Genomic DNA, 21,651 nt, shown 5'->3' with positions numbered 1-21,651 from the left:
AATATCTTGAAAAATATCAAAGGACACTGGCTGCGTTTCTTTCGCTTTTTCTCGAAGCAGCGTGAAAAAGTCAGTTTGATTGTCAATGATGATTTGCTACAGGCAGAGTTGAATAATAGGGTTTCGCGAGTGCAGCCCTATTTCGATGTGGGTTATTGGCAGCGTCAAAGCCTAGTTACCGACGCGGGCTTAGAACCGATCAAAGATTATCTTCAAAGTACGCAGGGGGATATAAATCCTCACCCCTTGTTCGATGAAAAGTACTACCAAGATCAGATTGCTGGTTTGCCGAAGCCACGATCGTCGCTCTTGGAGCATTATTTGCTTGAAGGTGTAGCACTTGGGTTTGATCCATCACCATTTTTTAGTACGTCCTTTTATCTGGATTCGTATCCTGATATCAAGGCAGCGGGAGTGAATCCTTTACTTCATTATATTCAAGCTGGTATCTATGAGGGGCGTGATTCTGCGCCTATCGCCAAGATTATTTCGAATAATTTTAGCTTCCTGTCACAGGGAGCTGAGGACTCGAATGGCTTTGAAATAGCATATCGCTCCGTATTTCTAGCTTCTAGAAACGAGATCAGAAGATCACTGCAGCTACTTCGTTTGGTTAGGCTTCGGATGCCTTTTGTGTTTTTCTTGAAAAGCCTTGGTCTTTGTGCCTGCTTGGCTGGTCGATTGTCATTTGCAAGAAAAGTATTTTCGCGGCTTTCCGATATTCCAGGAGTTCTGGACGGGGAAAAATATTTCCTACATGCGTTGACCCAAGCAGGCGCTATTGCGGAAAGCTTTGGGGATGTTGATGCTGCTTACAAAAACTACTTGCTCGCCGCGGAGTTCGGTTACGATGCCGCTAATGATTCTGTCTTCCGTTTGGGTCTGACTTGCTTCAGCAATGGACGGACTGAGCAGGGTATTGCATTGGTAAAGAGAAGCGGTGTGATAACTGATGATTTTGAAGTTTTCAATATGCCGATCAAGCCTATAGTGTCTTGCTGCGAGCAAAAAAAATGGGACTATGTTGAGTTGTTTCCTCACCGTACCATTCAAGAAGCTTCCTTAAGATTCCTGAATAGGGCACCAGTGCTTACTTCTCAAGCCGGAGGGCTCGAAGCGCCGGCTTTTTATTTTGCCCTTTTGCAGAACTGCGTGGCATTTTCTAAGGCGAATATTATCGCAAATCAAGGGCAGTTGCTGTTTGATGGGGTTGTTCATAGTGAATTCTCTCGTTCAGTCGTAGGCGATTCGCATGATGGGTTGAAACTTGTGCTTACGACAGCTGGTTCGAATGCTTTGGTGCAACTACCAAAAGCGCAGCCTACTGTTGCTGAAAGTGGCTTGATGATGTTCGGAGTGCAAAGCAATAATTATGGTCACTGGTTTCTAGAGTACCTCCCTAGGATGCTGGCCTATGACAGTGAGGCATGCCCCGAACAGTTACCGATTTATGTGAACGCCAACATGCCGAAATCGCATCTGGAGTCGCTTAATCTGCTTAACTCCAAAAGGCGTCCGGTCATCACATTGCAATCAAATGAGGTAGTAGAGTTCGCATATTTAGGTATAGCCCCTGTGCCAGCATACTTTCCACTTGATGTGCAAGAAGGTGATGCCTATGACACGGTTTGGCCAAAGGATATTTATTCGTCTCTCAGGGGGCGTATTCTACGAGCGCTGGGAATTGAGGGGGTAGACGGAGCTGCAGTACCGAAGCGTATATTTCTTTCTCGGCGAGGATTCAGTAGCCGCCAACTTGTTAACGAGAGCGAAGTAGAGTCTTACCTGCGGGAACAAGGGTTCACGACGGTATATCCAGAGACGATGAGCTTTTCTGAACAGGTGAGAGTTTTCAGCTCCGCGTCCATAGTGCTCGGTTCAAGCAGTTCAGCCTTAACTAACGCAATATTTTGTAATTCTAATTCCAAAGTTATTGCATTGATAAATGACTGCGCTGATTTTAACTTCAGAGGTTATTCTAGTTTCATTGAGTCTAGCGGTGCTAAGATAATATTTGTACAAGGAGAGGCGGAAGGCGATCAATGGGGTGTTCACCGATATCATAGAAACTACACTGTTTGCTTAGAAGATATACAGCGAGCGATAGATTGGGCTTTGGAATAGAATAAACTCGCTATTGATAGTCAGATTACTAATATGTTTCAGTACCTACTTGAGTATCCAGCAGGCACTGAACCTTTCTTCGGTGGTGTGTCTGATTTCCTCAGCACCGAACTTTGGTCTGACTAAAGATGCACTCCTTTCAGAAGTTTTTCCTCAAGCTCCAACAAGTCTCTTTTACGTTCGGAGATACGTTTCGCTGGAGTACCTGAATATATTCCGAATGCATGACAGTTTTTGGTGATCATGCTGAGGGCGCCTACGGCAACGCCTTCTTCCAGAGTGACACCTGGGAGGACGATACTGCCGCAGCCAATGATTACGTGGCGACCAATGTTTATTTCTTTGGTTTTAACATTGGTGAAAGCTTCGGGTACGGTAGGGTTGGTCATACTTGCGCCGCTGTAGTCATCGCTACTGCTATAGACGGACACCCGTGATGACAGGCCACTGTAATCTTCTAAAGTGATTCTTGCTGCTCCCTGAAGCAAGCTGTAAACAGCAATGTGAATGTAGTTACCAATTCTTATTCCTCCTTCTCCCGCTGAGATCACGGAGAAGTCATCAATGCGTACGTTGTCGCCGATGGAAATGTTTCCGCAGTTGTAATAGGAGGCTTTATCAGAAAGTCGCGGATTTTCACCTACATGCAAAAAACCCATCTTTTCAATTTCTTCTCGAGTAAGCATTCCCATACAAATATCCTTGAGCGGTGAACGAAAAAATATAGTAGCGAATTATACCTCCGTGCTGTTCGGCTGCGGTAGCGCGTACGGCCGCGATTGTATGCTCTGGACAGGGGGCCGCCAATGTTCTTGACTTTAGACTATTACATATTCAGTAAAGAATCGTATTTTGACAGTCTCGCGTTGTCGTCTAGTTTTGAGGTGCAGCTTGGGAAAAGCTGCTTTCTAAAACGATGATGGAGCGTCACTTATGCGTACCGGTTATTTCTACTCGCTGATCTTTGCTTTCCTCACCAGCGCCTCGATCGCTGCGATTGCTGCCCCTGTAGCGACCACCGAGACAACAAAAGCGCCTTTGCTGCTGGATGCGGCTGCGCCCTCGGCAAGCGCCAAGGTCGATCTCAACGGCGCGAATGCGGCGACGTTGCAGAAGGAGTTGGCGGGCGTGGGGGAGGCGAAGGCGCAGGCGATTGTTGCGTATCGGGATACAAACGGGCCGTTTGCGTCGGTTGATGAGTTGCTGGAAGTGAAGGGGATTGGCAAGGCGATTCTGGATCGCAACCGTGACAAGCTGGAAGTGAACTAAGCTGACAGTTCTACGCCGAGAGGCCGGTCATTGACCGGCCTTTTTATTGGGTTCCGATCTGGTGGATGCCTGAACGCTGAAAATTACGGGTATCATATTGTGCGTTGATTATGCCTATAATAATTTTGTTCGGGACTGATTCAGCAGCCGAATCGCAGCACACCGTTACACATCGAATTTTGAATTGATAAGGGGTAACCACGATATGAACCAACGTCGAGTCGTCGTCACGGGCATGGGCCTGGTTTCACCCTTGGGCAGTGATGTCGAAATTGTCTGGCAACGTTTGCTCGCTGGACGTTCCGGGTTGCGTAATCTGCCTGACGCTGTGGTGGCTGATCTGCCGACCCGGGTCGGCGGGAGTGTGCCTACGGTGGAGGAGGATGCCGAGGCCGGGTTTGATCCGGATCGCGCCACGCCGCCCAAGGAACAGAAGAAGATGGATCGCTTCATCATGTTCGCCATGGAAGCGGCGCGGCAGGCGCTGGAGCAGGCCGGTTGGCATCCAGCGGACGCTGAAAGCCAGGAGCGCACTGCGACGATCATCGGCTCGGGAGTCGGGGGTTTCGGTGCGATTGCCGATGCGGTGCGTACCACCGACAGCCGTGGCCCGCGGCGCTTGTCGCCGTTCACCATCCCATCGTTTCTGGTCAATCTCGCGGCAGGTCATGTGTCGATCCAGCATGGCCTGAAAGGTCCGTTAGGTGCCCCGGTTACCGCATGTGCCGCCGGGGTTCAGGCGATCGGTGATGCGGCGCGTTTGATTCGCGCAGGTGAAGCGGATATCGCAGTGTGTGGCGGGGCGGAGGCGTCTATCGATCGCGTCAGTCTCGCCGGTTTCGCCGCCGCGCGGGCGTTGTCCAGCGGTTACAACGACACCCCTGAGAAAGCATCACGTCCCTTCGATATCGGGCGCGATGGTTTTGTGATGGGCGAAGGCGCTGGTCTGTTGGTCATCGAATCGCTGGAACATGCCTTGGCGCGTGGGGCGAAACCGTTGGCCGAACTGGTCGGTTACGGCACCACGGCCGACGCCTATCACCTGACCGCCGGGCCGGAAGACGGCAGCGGCGCGCGGCGGGCGATGCAATTGGCACTGGCTCAGGGCGGTGTAACGCCGGAGCAGGTGCAACATCTCAACGCACATGCAACGTCGACGCCGGTCGGCGACCTCGGCGAGTTGGCGGCGATCAAGGCGCTGTTTGGCACGCAGAACAAAATCGCCGTAACGTCGACAAAATCCGCCACCGGTCATTTGCTCGGCGCGGCCGGCGGGCTGGAAGCGATTTTCACGCTGTTGGCGATTCGTGATCAGGTAGTTCCGCCCACGCTCAATTTCGAGAACCCGGATCCGGCGAGCGAAGGGGTGGACATCGTTAATGGCGAGGCACGGTCGATGGCGATTGAATATGCCTTGTCCAACGGCTTCGGTTTTGGCGGTGTCAATGCGAGCGTGCTGTTCAGACGCTGGGAAGGTTAATTGCTCGATTGCTTGAGATGCTCGCGGGTGACGTCGAGGATACGCTGAGCGAAGTCGGCATCCGCGACGCTACGTGACAGCAGCAGCGCACCGGCCAGAGTGGCCATGATGACAATGCTGCGATCGGCGCTGTTCTCGCCTTCGAGCGTGCCCTGGATTTGCTCGAGGCGAGCATTGAGGACTTCGTCACTAGTGGGGCTTGGCTGGCCGCGCAGGCCCAGTTCCGAGGAAATCGTCAGCAGCGGGCAGCCTTCGTGGGGCGAGGTCTGATGCCACTCTGACAGGTAGGTGTCGATAAAGGCTTGCAGAGGGTTTTCCTGCGCGAAGATTTCTTCGCACAGGCCCGCGACTTGCTCGCCGGCCTCTTGCAGGGCTTTTTCGACCAGTTCTTCCTTGGATCTGAAGTGCGAGTAGAAGCCGCCATGGGTCAAGCCCAGGGCTTTCATCAAAGGCTGCAGGCCGGTGGCGCCGATACCGTCCTTGCGAAATCGCGCCGAAGCTTCCTTGATGATGCGTTGGTGGGTCTGGGCTTTGTGATCTGGCGAGTAACGCATGTGGAGCTCTCCGCGACGATGCTGCCATCTTAACCACGGAAGATTGAATGGTGACTGTACTTCTAAAATCTAATAAGCCTGCGGGTAAGTCCGATTGCGCTGGAAAAACAAACCCCGCCATTGCGGCGGGGTTGGTGTCAGCGGTCCTGTGCGTCCTTGGCGTCCGCTTCGGCATTGCGCTGTGCGACGCGCTTGCGTTCTTCATCGGTCAGTTCGACCTTGTTGGCGGTGTCGCGCAACATCATCAATCCGCCAACAATCGAGCCGATCGCAACGACCAGAATCAACCAGGCATACCAGGGCATAACGGCTCTCCTTAATGGCAGTTCGACGGACGAGGATTTCGCCGTGCGATGCTGCATACCACTTTTGAGCGAAACGACTTCGCAGTGGTTCCATTCTAGGCCGCTTGGACCCGGTGCATCCGAAATTCCTGTCGGAGCTGCCGAAGGCTGCGATCTCTTGATCTTGAAAAGCAAAGATCGCAGCCTCGTTTCACTCGTCAGCTCCTACAGGGACGGGTCGTTAAAGGCCTGTGAGCATCGCATCCGCCGGCGCATCGGCGCGCAGTTGCCCGGTCAGCATGAAATAGCAGAACCCGACCGCCATGAAGCCGAGGAAGATCAAGCCGATCAACGTGTTGAACCACGCCATCGCCACCAGGCAAACCACCGCCAGCACTAGCGCGATCAGCGGCACCAGCGGATAGCACGGCGCGCGGAAGGTGCGCTCCAGGTTTGGCTCGGATTTTCGCAGTTTGAACAGGCTGAGCATGCTCATGATGTACATCACGATCGCGCCGAACACGGCCATGGTGATCATCGCTGCGGTGAGTGTCATGCCGCCGAGGTTGATCAGGCCGTCGCTGTAGATCGCCGCGATGCCGATGAGGCCTCCAGCGATGATTGCGCGGTGCGGGGTCTGGAAACGCGAGAGTTTTGCCAGCGAGGCCGGCAGATAACCGGCGCGGGCGAGGGCGAAGAATTGTCGTGAGTAGCCAAGGATGATGCCGTGGAAACTGGCGACCAGGCCGAACAGGCCGATCCACACCAGCATGTGCAGCCAGCCGGAGTTGTCACCGACCACGGTTTTCATCGCTTGCGGTAGCGGGTCGTTGATGTTGGATAAGGTGCGCCAGTCGCCGACGCCGCCCGCGAAGAACATCACACCCATGGCCAACAGCACCAGGGTCAGGATGCCGCTGATGTAGGCTTTCGGGATCGTGCGTTTCGGGTCCTTGGCTTCTTCGGCGGCCATGGCGGCGCCTTCGATGGCGAGGAAGAACCAGATCGCAAACGGAATTGCCGCAAACATCCCCGCTATCGCCGGCGCGCCGAAGACGTCGGAACCGGCCCAGCCATTCAGGGCAAAGTTGCTGAAGCTGAACGCCGGCGCGACTACGCCCATGAATACCAGCAATTCGGCCACCGCCAACACGCAGACGATCAACTCAAAGGTCGCGGCCAGCTTCACCCCGAGAATATTCAGGCCCATGAACACGATGTACGCGCCGACCGCTGCGTGTTTCGGATCGAGGGCCGGAAATTGCACATTTAGATAAGCACCGATCGCCAAGGCAATCGCCGGCGGGGCGAAGACGAATTCGATCAGCGTGGCGAGTCCGGCGATCAATCCGCCTTTTTCGCCGAACGCACGGCGGCTGTAGGCAAACGGCCCGCCGGCGTGGGGAATCGCGGTGGTCAGTTCGGTGAAGCTGAAGATGAAGCAGGTGTACATGGTCGCGACCATGAATGAGGTCACCAGAAAACCCAGCGTGCCGGCCACACCCCAGCCGTAACTCCAGCCGAAATATTCCCCGGAAATCACCAGTCCCACGGCAATGCCCCACAGGTGCAACGTGCCCAGCGTGGGTTTGAGTTGTGTGTTCATGCGCTTGCTCCCGCAATGGTTGGAAAGCTCAGGGGAGGGCGTGTGCAGTGGGCGTGCCATCACCGTGAAACAAGTCGTAATGAGTTCAAGGCTGTCGCAGGGGGGATGGTTGGCGCTGGATGTGTGGAATTTGTGCGCCAGTTGGGTGCGATGTTGTCTGCGCCGCCGCCTTCGCGAGCAGGCTCGCTCCCACATTTTGAAATGCGTTCCCCCTGTGGGAGCGGGCCTGCTCGCGAAGAGGCCAGCCCAAACACCGCATAAATCCCCCGTAAAGCCCGCATAAACCCACTCTTTACGCTTTCTTTATGCCCCACGCCGCGCCTCGCTCTCGTTCCTTTACAGCCTCCTTCCCGACAATCAGCGCACACACGGCAATACGCCGTTACACGGAGATCTTCCATGAGCGTTCTGGACGGGGTGTCACTGCTGTTGGCAGTGGGGCTGTTCATTTATCTGTTGGTTGCGCTGTTGCGCGCGGACCGGAACTAGGAGCGGCTATGCACAGTTATGACTATTGGCTGATCCTCGGGTTTTTTGTGCTGGTCCTGCTGCCGGCGCCGTTCCTTGGGCGCTTCTATTACAAGGTGATGGAGGGCCAGCGCACCTGGCTGACGCCGATTCTCGGCCCGGTCGAGCGCGGTTGCTATCGTCTCGCCGGGGTCGATGCGCAGGCGGAGCAGAGCTGGCAGAAGTACACGCTGGCGCTGTTGGCGTTCAATCTCGCCGGTTTCCTGCTGCTGTTCGCCATCCTGTTGTTCCAGGATCACCTGCCGTTGAACCCGCAAAATCTGCCGGGCCAGGAATGGACGCAGGCGTTCAACACCGCGGTCAGTTTCATGACCAATACCAACTGGCAGTCCTACAGCGGCGAAGCGACCCTCAGCTACCTGAGCCAGATGGTCGGTCTCACCGTGCAGAACTTCGTCAGCGCCGCCACCGGCCTCGCCGTACTGGTCGCGCTGTGCCGTGGCATCGGCCGCAAGTCGACAAAAACCCTAGGCAATTTCTGGGTCGACATGACTCGCGCCACCCTCTATGGCCTGCTGCCGCTGTGCCTGCTGCTGGCGCTGTATCTGGTCTGGCAGGGCGTGCCGCAAACCTTCGCCCAGTATGTGAATGCCGTGACCCTGCAAGGCGTCGATCAGGTGATCCCGCTCGGCCCGGCCGCCAGCCAGATTGCGATCAAGCAACTGGGCACCAACGGTGGCGGTTTCTTCGGCGTCAACTCGGCGCATCCGTTCGAGAACCCGACCGCGTGGAGCAACCTGTTCGAAGTCGCTTCGATCATTCTGATTCCGGTGGCGCTGGTGTTCACCTTTGGCCATTACGTCAAGGATCTGCGCCAGAGTCGCGCGATCATCGCCTGCATGCTGGCGTTGTTCCTGATTGGCGGCGCTACGTCGCTGTGGGCCGAGTATCAGCCGAATCCGAACCTGAACAACGCCGCCGTCGAGCAGACCGCGCCGCTGGAAGGCAAGGAAGCGCGCTTCGGCACCACCGCTACGGTGCTGTGGTCGGTCACCACAACGGCGGCTTCGAACGGTTCGGTCAACGCCATGCACGACAGCCTCAACCCACTGAGCGGCATGGTTGCGCTGGTCAACATGATGGTCGGCGAAGTGATCTTCGGCGGCGTCGGTGCCGGGCTCTACGGCATGTTGCTCAACGTGCTGATCGCGGTGTTCCTCGCCGGTCTGATGATCGGTCGCACGCCGGAATACCTCGGCAAGAAACTTCAGGCCCGCGAAGTGCAATTGCTGGTGGTGACGCTGCTGGTGATGCCGGTCGGCGTGCTGGTGCTCGGTGCGATTGCCGCCACGGTTCCCAGCGCTGCGGCGACCATCAGCAACCCTGGCCCGCACGGGTTCAGTCAGTTGCTCTACGCCTACACCTCGGCGAGCGCCAACAACGGCTCGGCATTCGGTGGCCTGAGCGCGAACACGCCGTTCCACAACCTGATGCTCGGCCTGGGCATGTTGATCGGCCGCTTCGGCTACATCCTGCCGGTGCTGGCATTGGCCGGCAGCCTGGCGATGAAGAAAAGCGCACCGGTCGGCCAGAACAGCTTCCCGACGCACGGCCCGCTGTTCGTGACGCTGTTGACGGTGACTATTTTGCTGGTGGGTGGCCTGACCTTTCTGCCAACCCTGGCGCTGGGCCCGATTGCTGAACATCTGAGCTTAGGCTTCTAAGGAGTCCATGATGAATATGCCCGCTATCAAACCGGCTGCCATCAAGGCGCCGGAGTCAGCCAAAACCGCGATCTCGGCCCTGTGGCGCCCGGCGCTGGTGCAAGCCTTCGTCAAGCTCGACCCACGGCAACTGGCGCGTTCGCCAGTGATGCTGGTGGTCGAACTGACGGCAATTTTCACCACCGTGCTGTGCTTCATCCCGGATGCCGATGTGCCGACCTTCGTCGCCGCACAAATCGCCCTTTGGCTGTGGTTCACCGTGCTGTTCGCCAACTTCGCCGAGGCCTTGGCCGAAGGACGCGGCAAGGCCCGCGCCGACAGCCTCAAGGCCGGCAGCGAAGGCCTCAGCGCGCGCTGCCGCCAAGCCGATGGCAGTTTCAAGATTGTGCCAGCTGCCAATCTGCGCAAGGGCGACGTGGTGCGAGTCGAAGCCGGGGAGATGATTCCCGGTGACGGCGAAGTCATCGAAGGCATCGCCGCGGTCAACGAAGCGGCGATTACTGGCGAGTCGGCGCCGGTGATCCGCGAGTCCGGCGGCGACCGTTCCGCCGTCACCGGCAACACGCGGCTGGTCTCCGACTGGCTGCTGGTGAAGATCACCGCCAACCCCGGTGAATCGACCCTCGACCGCATGATCGCGCTGGTCGAGGGCGCCAAACGCCAGAAGACCCCGAACGAAGTCGCGCTGGACATCCTGCTGATCGGCCTGACCCTGATCTTTCTGCTGGTGGTCGTCACCCTGCAACCGTTCGCGCACTTTGCCAATGGCAGCCTGCCGCTGGTGTTCCTCGTGGCGTTATTGGTCACGCTGATTCCGACCACCATCGGCGGTCTGCTGTCGGCCATCGGTATCGCCGGGATGGATCGGCTGGTGCGCCTGAATGTGATCGCCAAGTCCGGCCGCGCAGTGGAGGCGGCGGGTGACGTGCACGTGTTGTTGCTCGACAAGACCGGCACTATCACGTTCGGCAACCGTCGCTGCAGTGCCGTATACGCGGCGCCGGGTGTGACCGGCCGTGAGCTGGCCGAAGGCGCGTTGTTTGCGTCATTGGCGGACGAAACCGCTGAAGGCAAGTCGATCGTAGAGTTCCTCCGTGGTTTGCATCCACAACCGGAGCCGGCCCAGGAAACCCTGAGCGCCGTGCCGTTCAGCGCGGAAACCCGCTTGTCCGGCGTCGATTATCAGGGCCGCGTGTATCGCAAAGGCGCGGTGGATTCGCTGCTGGCGTTTCTCGGTCAACAGCGTTCAGATCTGGCCCCGGCGCTGGCGCGGGAAATCGACAAGATTGCCCAGAGCGGCGGCACGCCGTTGCTGGTCTGCGCTGACGGCAAGCTGCTCGGCGCGATCCATCTGAAGGACGTGGTCAAGCCAGGCATCCGCGAGCGTTTTGCCGAGTTGCGCAAACTGGGAATTCGCACGGTGATGGTCACCGGCGACAACCCGCTGACCGCCGCTGCGATCGCCGCTGAAGCCGGCGTCGATGATGTGCTCGCCGAAGCCACGCCGGAGAAAAAACTCGCGCGCATTCGTCACGAGCAGAACGACGGTCGCCTGGTCGCCATGTGCGGCGACGGCGCCAACGACGCCCCGGCGCTGGCCCAGGCAGACGTCGGCATGGCGATGAACGATGGCACGCAGGCGGCGCGCGAAGCGGCGAACATGGTCGACCTCGACAGCGACCCGACCAAGCTGCTCGACGTGGTGCAGATCGGCAAGGAATTGCTGGTGACTCGCGGCGCGCTGACGACTTTTTCCATCGCCAACGACATCGCCAAATACTTCGCGATTCTGCCGGCGCTGTTTGCTTCGATCTACCCGCAGCTGGGCGTGCTGAACATCATGCACCTGAGCAGTCCGCAGAGCGCGATTCTCTCGGCGATCGTGTTCAACGCGCTGATCATCGTAGTGCTGATTCCACTGGCATTGCGCGGCGTGCGTGTGCAGGCGGCGAGTGCGGCGGCGTTGTTGCGGCGCAATCTGCTGATCTATGGCGTGGGCGGGATTGTCGTGCCGTTCGTGGGGATCAAGGCGATCGATATGCTGCTTACGGCGTTGCATCTGGTGTGAGGCTGAAAAAAGCCCCTCACCCTAGCCCTCTCCCAGAGGGAGAGGGGACTGACCGAGGTGTTTGTGCGAGGTACGCCGACTTGAGATACCGAGGTGAATGCGCGATTGGAAAGCCAATCACCGTAGCGGACTGACCGAGGTGTTTGCGGGAGGTACGCCGGATGAAGTCCCGAGCCGAACTCAGGTTTTGAACAGCACAAAAATCGGCTCCCTTTCCCCCTCGCCCCCTTGGGGGAGAGGGCTGGGGTGAGGGGGAAAAGATCTCCCTGACACCCCGCAAAATTTGTCCAACGAATTCGAGGATCTTGAAATGTCCACAATGATACGCCCGGCCCTGACCCTGTTGGCGCTGATGACCCTGATCACCGGCGTCGCCTATCCACTCGCGGTCACCGGCATCGCCCAAGTCGCCTTCCCGGCACAGGCCAACGGCAGCCTGATCCATGACGCCGACGGCAAAGTCCGTGGCTCGTCGCTGATCGCCCAGGATTTCAGCGGTGACAACTGGTTTCACCCACGCCCGTCCGCTGGGGCTTTTGCCACGGTCGCGAGTAGCGCCAGCAATCTCGCGCCGAGCAATCCGGCCCTGGCTACTCGCGTAATCGAAGACGCGCAAAAACAACAAGTCCCCGGCCAGGGCCCGGTGCCACTGGCACTGCTGACCACCTCCGCCAGCGGCCTCGATCCGCACTTGCCACCGGCAGCGATTGCCTATCAACTGGCGCGTGTCGCGGCGGCGCGCAATCTGCCGGTGTCGACCTTGCAGCAATTGCTCGATGCGCACATCGAACAGCCGCTGGTGGGGCCGCCGGTGGTCAATGTGCTGGAGCTGAACCTGGCACTGCAAAACCTGTAATCGGCGGCGCGGCCATTCGCGAGCAGGCTCGCTCCCACCTTTGGAATGCATATCCATGTGGGAGCGAGCCTGCTCGCGAAGGCGCCCTGACAATCACCGCATTAACATCAGAAGAAAGAGAGCATCCCCAGCATGAGCGACTCCGGCCGCGCCGACGCACTGTTAGCAGACCTGCCCCGCGATGGCCGTGGCCGGCTCAAGGTTTTTCTCGGCGCGGCGCCCGGGGTCGGCAAGACCTACGCCATGCTTCAGGCCGCGCATACGCAACTGCGCCAGGGCGTGAAAGTCCTCGCCGGCGTGGTCGAAACCCATGGCCGCGCCGAAACCGAAGCCTTGCTCGGTGGCCTGCCGCAGCAACCGCTGGTGCGCAGCGAATACCGTGGCGTGCTGCTTGAGGAAATGGACCTCGACGGCATTCTCGCCGCCAGACCCAAGCTGGTATTGGTCGATGAACTGGCCCACAGCAACGCCCCCGGCAGTCGCCACGCCAAGCGCTGGCAAGACATTCAGGAACTGCTCGCCGCCGGCATTGACGTGTTCACCACGGTCAACGTCCAGCATCTGGAAAGCCTCAACGACCAAGTGCGCGGCATCACCGGCGTGCAGGTGCGGGAAACCCTGCCGGACTGGGTGTTGCAGGAAGCGTTCGAGCTGCTGCTGATCGATCTGCCGCCACGTGAATTGCTCGAGCGTCTGCGCGAAGGCAAGGTCTACGTGCCGGAGCAGGCCCGCGCCGCTATCGATGCATTTTTCACCCAGACCAACCTCACCGCGCTGCGTGAACTGGCGATGCAGACCGCCGCCGCGCAGGTCGATAACGATCTCGCCCAAGGCTATCGCCAGCTCGGGCAGGCGGCGCCGGCGGTGCGCGGGCGTTTGCTGGTTGGTGTCGATGGCGATGCGCAGGCTGAACGTCTGGTGCGTCACGCCAGCCGCGTCGCCCAGCGCCGGCATCTGCCGTGGAGTCTGGTGCATGTCGACAACGGCAGCGCCCGCGACGAGCAATCGCGGTTGCGTCTGCAAAGCGCCCAGCAACTGGCCGAACGCCTCGGTGGCGAAGTGGTGCTGTTGCGCGCCGGTGAAGTGGCGAAGACCCTGATTCAACACGCCGCCGAACGCCGCGCCAGTCTGTTGCTGGTCGGCCAGTCGCGGCCACGCTTGCGCCGTCGATTGTTCGGCGGTGGCCTGGCGGCGCGCCTGCTGCGTCAGGCTCACGGTCTGGAAATCAACGTCCTCGACAGTGACCACGAACAGCACCAACCGCGCCCGCGCAATCCGGTCACGCTGGTGTGGTTCGACTACGCGCTGGCGCTGGTCGCGACATTGTTGGCCAGCGCTTTGGCCTGGGCGGTGTCGAGCGTGTTGCCGCTGCCGAACATCTCGCTGGTGTTTCTCGCGGCAGTGTTGCTGGTGGCGGTGCGCAGCAGCCTCGGCCCGGCGCTGGCCTGTGCAGCGCTGTCGTTTCTGACCTACGATTTTCTGTTCATCCCGCCGAACTTCTCGTTCAGCATCCAGCGCGAAGAAGACGTGCTGACGCTGCTGTTTTTCCTGCTGATGGCGGCGCTCACCGGCAACCTCGCGGCGCGGCAGCGGCGGCAATTGCAGGCCTTGCGCGATACCCAGGAAGAGACCAGCGAATTGCTCGACCTGTCGCGCAAACTCACCGCCGCGACCGATCGCCAGGCCGTGGTCAGCGCCGCCGCGCAGCATCTCGAAGGCTGGAGCGACCTGCAGTTGTGCTTGCTCAACCGCGACGGGCAGGGCGGCTGGAAAGTCGAAACCGGCGGGCCGCTGCAATTCACCGAGGCCGAACGCGCCGCCGCCGATTGGGCCTGGCAACACGATCAACCGGCGGGCAAGGGCACCGGCACGTTGCCGCTGGGGCGTTGGTGGTGGTGGCCGTTGTCGGTCGAGGACGGGCCGCTGGCGCTGCTCGGCGTTTGCGCCAAGGAAGGTCAGACCTTGAGCGGTCAGCGCCGACGCTTGCTCACCGCGTTGAGCCAGCCGCTGGCGCAGGCTCTGGCCCGCGCGCAGTTGGCTGATGACCTCGAAGCGGCGCGCCTGCATGGCGAAACCGAGCAATTGCGCAGCGCCTTGCTGGCCTCGGTGTCGCATGATTTGCGCACGCCGCTGACCGCTATGCGTGGCAGCATCGACAGCCTGTTGGCCTTGGGCGAAGCGATCCCGCTGGAGGATCGCCGCGAGCTGCTTGAAGGCACCCGCGATGAGGCCGAACGCCTCGACCGCTACATCCAGAACCTGCTCGACATGACCCGCCTCGGCCACGGCGCCTTGAAACTGGCGCGGGACTGGGTGTCACCGGCCGATATCGTCGGCAGTTCGCTCAATCGCCTGCGCGCGGTGCTGGCGCCGTTGCAGGTCAGCACCGAGGTGCCGGCCGAGTTGCCGCTGCTCTATGTGCACGCGGCGCTGATCGAGCAGGCGCTGGTCAACGTGCTGGAAAACGCCGCGCGCTTTTCCCCCAGCCACGGTCGTCTGCAACTGCGTGCCGGCGCCGATGAGCAGGAGATTTTCTTTTCGGTCAGCGATGAAGGCCCGGGGATTCCAGAAGAGGAGCGGGCGAAGATTTTCGACATGTTCTACACCGCCGCGCGCGGGGATCGCGGCGGCCAGGGCACGGGGTTGGGCCTGGCGATTTGTCAGGGCATGGTCGGCGCCCACGGTGGGCGCATTTCCGTGGCTGACGGCATCGACGGGCGGGGCACCTGCATCACCTTGCACCTGCCGTTGCAGACGCAGCCGGGGATGGACGGTGAAGCTTGAAGTCGACTGCGCTACTCTCTTGCCACTCTTTTGTGTTGATGTGAATTCATGAGCCAGACCGCGACCATTTTGGTCATCGATGACGAACCGCAGATCCGCAAATTCCTGCGCATCAGCCTCGCTTCACAGGGCTATAAAGTGCTCGAGGCCGGCACCGGTGCCGAAGGCCTGGCGCAGGCCGCGCTGAGCAAACCGGACCTCGTGGTGCTCGACCTCGGCCTGCCGGACATGGACGGTCAGCAAGTGCTGCGCGAGTTGCGCGAGTGGGCGAGCACGCCGGTGCTGGTGCTGTCGGTGCGCGCCAGTGAAGGGCAGAAGGTCGAAGCGCTGGATGGCGGCGCGAATGACTACGTGACCAAACCGTTCGGCATTCAGGAATTTCTCGCCCGGGTTCGCGCGCTGTTGCGTCAGGCCCCGGCGGGCGAGGCGCAGCCGGCGGCGCTGAGCGTCGGCCCGTTGACCGTGGATCTGGCCTATCGGCGGGTGCTGCTCGACGGCGCCGAAGTCGCCCTGACCCGCAAGGAATACGCAGTGCTGGCGCAACTGGCGCGACATCCGGGGCGGGTCATCACCCAGCAGCAATTGCTCAAGGATATCTGGGGGCCGACGCACACCGAGGACAGTCATTACCTGCGAATCGTGGTCGGGCATCTGCGCCAGAAACTGGCGGATGACCCGACCCGACCGCGGTTTATCGTGACGGAGGCTGGGGTTGGGTATCGGTTGTTGAGTGAAGTTGGCTGATCTGACGCCTTCGCGAGCAGGCTCGCTCCCACATTTAGAATGCATTCCCCTGTGGGAGCGAGCCTGCTCGCGAAGAGGCCTTCAATTACTCTGAAAAATCCGGATCAGTTCAACCCTGCTCCTGCTCATACCGATCCAGCGTATCGCTGGCAATCTGTCTGCCCAGCGCGATGAGTTCCGGCGCTTTGTAGAACTCGAAAAACCGGCACACCCGCTTTGGCACGTTGATCAGGATATCCGGCGGATATCCGGCGATCTTGTACTGCGCCAGCGAGGTCTGCATCACCTCGAAACTCTGGTTGATCAGATCCAGTAGCGACGCTGGCCCGACGTTATCGATGATGAACGAACCGGTGGCGGATTTCGGTGCGCCTTCGCGTTCAGGGGCGGCGGCCGGTTGCTGGCTTTCCGGTTCGACGCCTTCGAGCCACGGATTGATCTCTGCCGCTTCGGCGCGCAGGGCTTCCTGTTCCAGCTTCAACAATTGCTCGGCCTGTTTACGCCGGAACGGCAACTTCGAACCCATGGATTTGATCAGACTGTCGAAGCGCGAACGGAACGCCGCCGGCCGCTCGATCACCGGCAATTTGTACTGACGCTGATTGGTCGCGTTGAGGTTGACCGCAATGATCAGATCGCAGTGGCTCGACACCACCGGAACGATCGGCAGCGGATTGAGAATGCCGCCGTCGACGAGCATGCGGTTGCCCTGCATCACCGGGGTAAACAGGCTGGGAATCGCCGCCGAGGCGCGCATGGCCTGATGCAGGCAGCCTTCCTGAAACCAGATTTCCTGCTGATTGGTCAGGTCGGCGGCGACGGCGGTGTAGGGGATGCGCAGGTCCTCGATATTGATCTCGCCGACGATCTTGCGGATCTGCCCAAAGACCTTTTCACCGCGAATCGCGCCGAGGCGGAAACTCACATCGACCAGACGCAGCACATCGAGGTAATCGAGGCTTTCGATCCAGCGCCGATAGTCGTCCAGTTTGCCGGCGGCATAGATCCCGCCGACCACCGCGCCCATCGAACAACCGGCAATGCAGGCGATGTCGTAGCCGCGTCTTTCAATTTCTTCGATAACGCCGATATGGGCATAGCCCCGGGCACCACCGGAGCCCAGCACCAGTGCGACACGCTTTTTCATCAAACTTCCTCCGGACAAGCCTGCACAATGCACGCATCGGCGAAGCGGCTCAATCGCCAAGGTCGTTGCGCGCGGCAGTGACGTCGTTTTTCGCTCGCGAATGACACTTCAGCGCTATGCTCTGCGCCACGTGGTTTCAGCGCCCGGCGAGGCACTTTTTCGCCGCTTGACCGTCTTATCTGCACGACTGTTGACCTACCTTGAGGTGTGATTGATGAAAGCCTGGATCTGTGTACCGTTGATGGCCTTGGTTTTGGCCGGTTGCGCCGGCAAAACCGCGTACCGCGACAGCTGCGGCAGCCAACTCGATACGGCCTGGCACGAACTGGACCTGGCCAAGGCTGAAGGCTTCGCCGGCACCGTCAGCTATTCCAAAGCGCTGTCGCTGCTGACCGCCGCCAAGACCCAGCAACAATTCGAAGGCTTCGAAGGCTGCAGCAAGAAAGCCGAGAAAGCCCGCTTCTACATTCGCGAATCCCGCGCAGGAAGATAAACAGCAGCTGCAAGTTTCTAGCTGCAAGCTGCAAGCTTTGAAGCAAACGCATTCAGCTTGAAGCTTGTAGCTTGCAACTTGAAGCTGTCCACGGAGTAGACCCCATGATCGATCGTTTGGTGGCTCATGTGTTGAGTCTGGATGTGCGGCTGCTGGCGTGTCAGGCGCGGTTGACTGCGCGTACCGACCCGGAGGCGTTGCATGATTTGCGCACCACGGTGCGACGCTTGCGCAGTCTGTTGCGGCCGTTGCGCGGCTTGCCGGGAGTCGAGCAACTGGAGGCGGCGGCTTCGGCAGTGGGTGATCTGACCACGCCGTGGCGTGATCGCGAAGTGTTGGCGGCGTATCTGCTCGAGCATGATCAGCCCGAGGCTGCGCAGCGGCGCCTGGCGCAAATGGCCGAAGCCTATCCGGCGCTGGCGGCGAGTGCGGAATTGGCTTCGTTGCTGATGATTCTTGACGCCTTTCCACGATTTTTGCGCGCATCCGAGCGCCAAGGGTTGCTCAAGGATCTGGATAAGCGCATTGAAAAACGTCTGGGCAAACAATGGCAGAAACTCGACGCGGCGCTGCACGATCCCGCCCATGACCGTCATCGCCTGCGCCTGCTGATCAAACGCGTGCGTTATGGCATCGAAGCTTATCCGCAACTGGATCGTCTGCCGAAACCGGCTTACAAACACCTGAAATCCGCGCAAGGCGCATTGGGCGACTGGCACGATTGCTGGCAATGGCTGGCGCGCGCAGAGCAAGAGGCCGATCTGCAACCGTGCGTGGAAACGTGGCAGGCGGGGTTGATCAAGGCAGAGCTGAAGGCCGATCAAGTGCTGGAAAAGCTCAGCGCCACTTGTTTCAAATCCTGATATCGCCACGTCCTCCTGTAGGAGCTGTCGAGTGAAACGAGGCTGCGATCTTTTGATCCTGTTTTTTTAGATCAAGATCAAGAGATCGCAGCCTCGTTTCACTCGACAGCTCCTACAAGGGTTTGCGGCGAAATTGAAACGCGCCAAGGCCTATCTGTCAGCCCATTTGACCGGAATAGACGCTGCGCCGCCGCCCTTGGCTGGTTAAGATCCGCGCATTCCTTTTTCGCTTTCCGAGGTTGTCATGCGCTTTTGCGATCTGCTCGATGCTGTCCGCCAACAACCTGAAGTGATCATCCCCGCCGAATGGGGGCAGGGCCGCGCCAGTTTTGGCGGGCTGGTGGCGGCGCTGCAATTTGAAGCCATGCGCGCCAGGGTGCCGACGGAGCGCCCGGTGCGTTCGCTGGCGATCACCTTTGTCGGCCCGGTCGAGCCGGAGGTGCCGGTGAGTTTCGAAGTCGATGTGCTGCGTGAAGGCAAAGCGGTCAGCCAGGTGTTGGGCCGCGCCATGCAGAATGGTCAGGTGGTGACGATCATTCAGGGCAGCTTCGGTGCCTCGCGGCCGTCGGAAGTCGCCGTCGAAGCCTATCCAGCGCCGACGATGAAACACTGGGACGAATGCCAGGAGCTGCCGTATATCAAAGGCGTGACCCCGGAATTCATGCGCCATCTGGCGATGCGCTGGAGCGTCGGTGGCATTCCGTTCTCCGGCACGCCATCGCGGTTGATGGGTGGTTGGGTGCGCTTGCGTGGGGATGTCAAAGAGGAGCCGGTCAACGAGGCGCATCTGTTGGCGCTGGTTGATGCCTGGCCACCGGCGCTGTTGCCGTATCTGAAGAAACCGGCACCGGGCAGCACGCTGACCTGGACCATCGAATTCGTGCAGCCGTTACACGACTTCAGTACGCTGGACTGGTGCCAATACCTGGCCGATATCGAATACGCTGCCGACGGTTACGGCCATGTCGCCGCCAAGCTGTGGAGCGCGAAGGGAGAGTTGATTGCCATGAGCCGACAAACCGTGACGATCTTCGCCTGACTCAATGCCGGCGATGGCGCTCACGCCAGGCGCGCCACCAGCCACCGCTGAGAAAGAACCGCGGGAAGGTCAGAAACTGCTCGACGAGTAGACGTGTGACGGCATCTTTGCGATCACTGAACGGCTCGGAGGCTTGCGCCTCCAGGCTGTGGCCGTGGCGCTGCAGACCCAGCGCCGCGACAATCCCGATCACGCCGATGGCGACGCTGGCCAGACTCAGGCTGAACACCCCCGACACGATCAGCAGAAACGCGACGATGAACAGCGGCACGGCAATCAGGTGCAGGACCAGATTGGCCGGATGCTGATGATTGCCCGGGTAAGCGCGCCATTGCCACGCGGGAAGGTTGGGGTGACGTTTGCCCATGTTTGCTAATCCTCGATCCATGTTTAACTTCATGGTTGAAGAATAGGCCCGGGCGCGGAGGGCGGCGAATCAAGGTTGGCTATTGAAGTGATAGCCGTCATCGCAGGATTCGATGTAGATGCCTCTGACGCTTTCGCGAGCAGGCTCGCTCCCACATGCACCATTGAATCAATGTGGGAGCGAGCCTGCTCGCGAAGGTGGACTCACAATTTCAACTGACCTATCGCCCTGTTCAACTCCCCAGCCAACGTCGCCAACTCACTGCTCGTCGTCGCCGAATCCACCGTCTGCTGCACGGTGTTCTCGGTCACATCACGAATACTCACCACCGCGCGGTTCATCTCTTCGGCAACCTGACTCTGTTGCTCCGCCGCCACGGCAATCTGCGTGTTGCTTTCGCGCATCTGCGCCACCGCGCCGGTGATCTCTGCCAGCGCCGCGCCGGCCTCCTGCGCCTGCTGCACGCAGTCGTCGGCCTTGTACGAGCTCTCCTGCATGAAATCCACCGCATCGCGGGTGCCGGCCTGCAACGCCGCGATCATGCCGGTGATCTCGTCGGTGGACGCCTGCACGCGCTTGGCAAGATTGCGTACTTCATCGGCGACCACGGCAAAGCCGCGCCCCATTTCTCCGGCGCGGGCGGCTTCGATCGCCGCGTTGAGCGCGAGCAGATTGGTCTGTTCAGCAATGCTGTGAATCACGCTGACCACACCGTTGATCTTCTGACTGTCTTCGGCCAGGCGTTGAATCATTTCCGCCGTCTGCTGCACGCCGCTGGACAGCCCGGCAATCGACTGCTGCACCCGCGCCACCACTTGCTGGCCGCTGCCAGCGAGGCCGTCGGCGGTTTTCGACAGATCGCGAGTAGCGCCGGCGTGTTGAGCGATGTGATAAACGGTGGCGGTCATTTCGTTGATCGCGGTGGCGGCCTGATCGGTTTCACTCTGCTGGCCGAGCATGCCGTGACGCACATCGTTCATGCTCGACGCCAGCCGCGCGGCACCGTGATCCAGTTGTCGCGCAGTGCTGGCAACTGTCGTCACGACGCGTTGATAACCGGCCTGCATAGCGTTGAAGGCATTGGCCATCTGCCCGACTTCGTCCCTGCCCACCAGCGGCACCCGAGCGGAGAGATCGCCGGTTTTTTCAACGTGCAGCATCACGTCTTTCAACGTGTTGAGCTGGCTGAGCAGAAAGCGGATCAACAGTTGCGAGGCGCCGAGCATTGCCAGCATCAGGATGAAGACCGCCAGCGCATAGTGGGCGAAGCGTTCGCTGAACACTTGGCTCAGGCTCGGCGCATAGGCAATGACCGCCACTTGTTCGCCGTCGGCACGGCTGAATACCTCGGCGCCGATCAACGGATTCTCGCCAAACAGTGGCAGTTGATTGATGGCGTTCCAGCCGACGCTGCCGCTGATTTCCAGCAACGGTTGATCGTTGAGACGCGGCGCTTCACCGCGCTTGAAGGTCAGCACCTGAGCGGATTTGGGCAACGGTTGCCCGGGCGCCCAGGCCTTGAGCAATTGCGCCTGCGCCTGAGCGGCTGCCTGCGCGGCGTGGCTGCGAGCCTGTTGTTCGAGGTGTACGGCGTACAGCACCAACAACAGGGTGGTGACGAAGGCGACCGCGTTGACCGCCCAGAATTTGTATTTCAGCGAGATGTTGCTAAGCCAGGCACCCATGGAGGTCTTCTCTGATAGCGGAAACAGTTTTGGCAAGGTGCCATTATTGTGCCGCTATGCAGGTCTGCGGATCTTGATATGAATCAACAGGGCGCA

19 protein-coding genes are annotated in these 21,651 nt (G+C 59.6%); 12 read left to right on the top strand and 7 right to left on the bottom strand.

The features are described 5' to 3' along the window. The first annotated feature begins 6 nt into the window (after positions 1 to 6). Complete coding sequence (locus GXB78_RS10400; RefSeq protein WP_329515322.1) at positions 7 to 2,124, top strand: glycosyltransferase family 61 protein; 2,118 nt, start codon at positions 7 to 9, stop codon at positions 2,122 to 2,124. Between the two features lie 122 nt (positions 2,125 to 2,246). Here GXB78_RS10400 and GXB78_RS10395 read toward each other — a convergent pair whose 3' ends face one another. Further along, positions 2,247 to 2,816 (bottom strand): acyltransferase, encoded by a 570-nt coding sequence (locus tag GXB78_RS10395; protein WP_329515321.1) that lies wholly within the window; start codon positions 2,814 to 2,816, stop codon positions 2,247 to 2,249. 241 nt (positions 2,817 to 3,057) lie between these two features. Between GXB78_RS10395 and GXB78_RS10390 the strand changes: the two genes are divergently transcribed. Both GXB78_RS10390 and fabF read left to right on the top strand, forming a co-directional pair. After that, positions 3,058 to 3,393: a ComEA family DNA-binding protein gene (locus GXB78_RS10390; RefSeq protein ID WP_329515320.1), complete on the top strand. Its 336-nt coding sequence runs from the start codon at positions 3,058 to 3,060 to the stop codon at positions 3,391 to 3,393. 205 nt (positions 3,394 to 3,598) lie between these two features. Beyond that, complete coding sequence (gene fabF / locus GXB78_RS10385; RefSeq protein WP_329515319.1) at positions 3,599 to 4,873, top strand: beta-ketoacyl-ACP synthase II; 1,275 nt, start codon at positions 3,599 to 3,601, stop codon at positions 4,871 to 4,873. Here the strand turns inward: fabF and GXB78_RS10380 are convergent. The 3 genes from GXB78_RS10380 to eat all read right to left on the bottom strand — a co-directional run bounded on the left by GXB78_RS10380 (position 4,870) and on the right by eat (position 7,317). Beyond that, positions 4,870 to 5,427 carry a TetR/AcrR family transcriptional regulator gene (locus tag GXB78_RS10380; protein WP_329515318.1) on the bottom strand — a complete coding sequence of 186 codons (558 nt, stop codon included), beginning with the start codon at positions 5,425 to 5,427 and terminating at the stop codon, positions 4,870 to 4,872. The genes fabF and GXB78_RS10380 overlap by 4 nt on opposite strands. Positions 5,428 to 5,564: 137 nt before the next feature. Beyond that, positions 5,565 to 5,732: a DUF2897 family protein gene (locus GXB78_RS10375; protein WP_016770901.1), complete on the bottom strand. Its 168-nt coding sequence runs from the start codon at positions 5,730 to 5,732 to the stop codon at positions 5,565 to 5,567. A 220-nt stretch (positions 5,733 to 5,952) separates the two neighbouring features. Further along, the gene (eat, locus tag GXB78_RS10370; RefSeq protein WP_016770900.1) at positions 5,953 to 7,317 is read right to left on the bottom strand and encodes an ethanolamine permease; all 1,365 of its coding nucleotides are present in this window, start codon (positions 7,315 to 7,317) and stop codon (positions 5,953 to 5,955) included. 399 nt (positions 7,318 to 7,716) lie between these two features. Between eat and kdpF the strand changes: the two genes are divergently transcribed. From kdpF to GXB78_RS10340, 6 genes are all read left to right on the top strand, one after another. Further along, positions 7,717 to 7,806, top strand: a complete 90-nt coding sequence (gene kdpF, locus GXB78_RS10365; RefSeq protein ID WP_007899818.1) for a K(+)-transporting ATPase subunit F — start codon at positions 7,717 to 7,719, stop codon at positions 7,804 to 7,806. 8 nt (positions 7,807 to 7,814) lie between these two features. Further along, complete coding sequence (gene kdpA, locus GXB78_RS10360) at positions 7,815 to 9,509, top strand: potassium-transporting ATPase subunit KdpA (RefSeq protein ID WP_329515317.1); 1,695 nt, start codon at positions 7,815 to 7,817, stop codon at positions 9,507 to 9,509. A gap of 10 nt (positions 9,510 to 9,519) precedes the next feature. Beyond that, on the top strand, positions 9,520 to 11,577 hold the full coding sequence (gene kdpB / locus GXB78_RS10355) for a potassium-transporting ATPase subunit KdpB (RefSeq protein WP_329515316.1): 2,058 nt from the start codon (positions 9,520 to 9,522) through the stop codon (positions 11,575 to 11,577). Between the two features lie 310 nt (positions 11,578 to 11,887). After that, positions 11,888 to 12,433, top strand: coding sequence for a potassium-transporting ATPase subunit KdpC (gene kdpC / locus GXB78_RS10350; RefSeq protein ID WP_329515315.1), 546 nt, complete (start codon positions 11,888 to 11,890; stop codon positions 12,431 to 12,433). 132 nt (positions 12,434 to 12,565) lie between these two features. Continuing rightward, a complete protein-coding gene (locus GXB78_RS10345; RefSeq protein ID WP_329515314.1) occupies positions 12,566 to 15,217 on the top strand; it encodes a sensor histidine kinase KdpD in 2,652 nt (883 codons plus the stop codon). Between the two features lie 48 nt (positions 15,218 to 15,265). Then, positions 15,266 to 15,961 (top strand): response regulator, encoded by a 696-nt coding sequence (locus GXB78_RS10340; RefSeq protein WP_329515313.1) that lies wholly within the window; start codon positions 15,266 to 15,268, stop codon positions 15,959 to 15,961. A 109-nt stretch (positions 15,962 to 16,070) separates the two neighbouring features. On the opposite strand, the gene GXB78_RS10335 is transcribed toward GXB78_RS10340, so the two are convergent. Beyond that, on the bottom strand, positions 16,071 to 17,108 hold the full coding sequence (locus GXB78_RS10335; RefSeq protein WP_329515312.1) for a patatin-like phospholipase family protein: 1,038 nt from the start codon (positions 17,106 to 17,108) through the stop codon (positions 16,071 to 16,073). Between the two features lie 214 nt (positions 17,109 to 17,322). Here GXB78_RS10335 and GXB78_RS10330 point away from each other — a divergent pair, with 214 nt between their 5' ends. From GXB78_RS10330 to GXB78_RS10320, 3 genes are all read left to right on the top strand, one after another. Beyond that, complete coding sequence (locus GXB78_RS10330; protein ID WP_042607906.1) at positions 17,323 to 17,601, top strand: lipoprotein; 279 nt, start codon at positions 17,323 to 17,325, stop codon at positions 17,599 to 17,601. Between the two features lie 104 nt (positions 17,602 to 17,705). Further along, entirely contained in the window at positions 17,706 to 18,464 is a 759-nt protein-coding gene (locus GXB78_RS10325) for a CHAD domain-containing protein (RefSeq protein WP_329515311.1), read from the top strand. A 244-nt stretch (positions 18,465 to 18,708) separates the two neighbouring features. Continuing rightward, positions 18,709 to 19,503, top strand: a complete 795-nt coding sequence (locus GXB78_RS10320) for an acyl-CoA thioesterase (protein WP_329515310.1) — start codon at positions 18,709 to 18,711, stop codon at positions 19,501 to 19,503. A gap of 1 nt (position 19,504) precedes the next feature. Here the strand turns inward: GXB78_RS10320 and GXB78_RS10315 are convergent, their stop codons facing one another. Both GXB78_RS10315 and GXB78_RS10310 read right to left on the bottom strand, forming a co-directional pair. After that, on the bottom strand, positions 19,505 to 19,870 hold the full coding sequence (locus GXB78_RS10315) for a DUF962 domain-containing protein (protein WP_329515309.1): 366 nt from the start codon (positions 19,868 to 19,870) through the stop codon (positions 19,505 to 19,507). A gap of 203 nt (positions 19,871 to 20,073) precedes the next feature. Continuing rightward, entirely contained in the window at positions 20,074 to 21,555 is a 1,482-nt protein-coding gene (locus tag GXB78_RS10310; protein WP_329515308.1) for a methyl-accepting chemotaxis protein, read from the bottom strand. Positions 21,556 to 21,651 lie beyond the last annotated feature (96 nt).

The organism is Pseudomonas moraviensis subsp. stanleyae, assembly GCF_036283065.1.
GTDB classification, from domain to species: domain Bacteria; phylum Pseudomonadota; class Gammaproteobacteria; order Pseudomonadales; family Pseudomonadaceae; genus Aquipseudomonas; species Aquipseudomonas stanleyae.
This window is presented reverse-complemented; position numbering and strand designations above follow the sequence as displayed.

Bases quoted from the DNA above. Each gene is read 5' to 3' on its own strand.
- GXB78_RS10395 (WP_329515321.1), bottom strand. From the start codon at position 2,816: ATGGGAATGCTTACTCGAGAAGAAATTGAAAAGATGGGTTTTTTGCAT.
- GXB78_RS10390 (WP_329515320.1), top strand. From the start codon at position 3,058: ATGCGTACCGGTTATTTCTACTCGCTGATCTTTGCTTTCCTCACCAGC.
- fabF (WP_329515319.1), top strand. From the start codon at position 3,599: ATGAACCAACGTCGAGTCGTCGTCACGGGCATGGGCCTGGTTTCACCC.
- GXB78_RS10380 (WP_329515318.1), bottom strand. From the start codon at position 5,427: ATGCGTTACTCGCCAGATCACAAAGCCCAGACCCACCAACGCATCATC.
- GXB78_RS10375 (WP_016770901.1), bottom strand. From the start codon at position 5,732: ATGCCCTGGTATGCCTGGTTGATTCTGGTCGTTGCGATCGGCTCGATT.
- eat (WP_016770900.1), bottom strand. From the start codon at position 7,317: ATGAACACACAACTCAAACCCACGCTGGGCACGTTGCACCTGTGGGGC.
- kdpF (WP_007899818.1), top strand. From the start codon at position 7,717: ATGAGCGTTCTGGACGGGGTGTCACTGCTGTTGGCAGTGGGGCTGTTC.
- kdpA (WP_329515317.1), top strand. From the start codon at position 7,815: ATGCACAGTTATGACTATTGGCTGATCCTCGGGTTTTTTGTGCTGGTC.
- kdpB (WP_329515316.1), top strand. From the start codon at position 9,520: ATGAATATGCCCGCTATCAAACCGGCTGCCATCAAGGCGCCGGAGTCA.
- kdpC (WP_329515315.1), top strand. From the start codon at position 11,888: ATGTCCACAATGATACGCCCGGCCCTGACCCTGTTGGCGCTGATGACC.
- GXB78_RS10345 (WP_329515314.1), top strand. From the start codon at position 12,566: ATGAGCGACTCCGGCCGCGCCGACGCACTGTTAGCAGACCTGCCCCGC.
- GXB78_RS10340 (WP_329515313.1), top strand. From the start codon at position 15,266: ATGAGCCAGACCGCGACCATTTTGGTCATCGATGACGAACCGCAGATC.
- GXB78_RS10335 (WP_329515312.1), bottom strand. From the start codon at position 17,108: ATGAAAAAGCGTGTCGCACTGGTGCTGGGCTCCGGTGGTGCCCGGGGC.
- GXB78_RS10330 (WP_042607906.1), top strand. From the start codon at position 17,323: ATGAAAGCCTGGATCTGTGTACCGTTGATGGCCTTGGTTTTGGCCGGT.
- GXB78_RS10325 (WP_329515311.1), top strand. From the start codon at position 17,706: ATGATCGATCGTTTGGTGGCTCATGTGTTGAGTCTGGATGTGCGGCTG.
- GXB78_RS10320 (WP_329515310.1), top strand. From the start codon at position 18,709: ATGCGCTTTTGCGATCTGCTCGATGCTGTCCGCCAACAACCTGAAGTG.
- GXB78_RS10315 (WP_329515309.1), bottom strand. From the start codon at position 19,870: ATGGGCAAACGTCACCCCAACCTTCCCGCGTGGCAATGGCGCGCTTAC.
- GXB78_RS10310 (WP_329515308.1), bottom strand. From the start codon at position 21,555: ATGGGTGCCTGGCTTAGCAACATCTCGCTGAAATACAAATTCTGGGCG.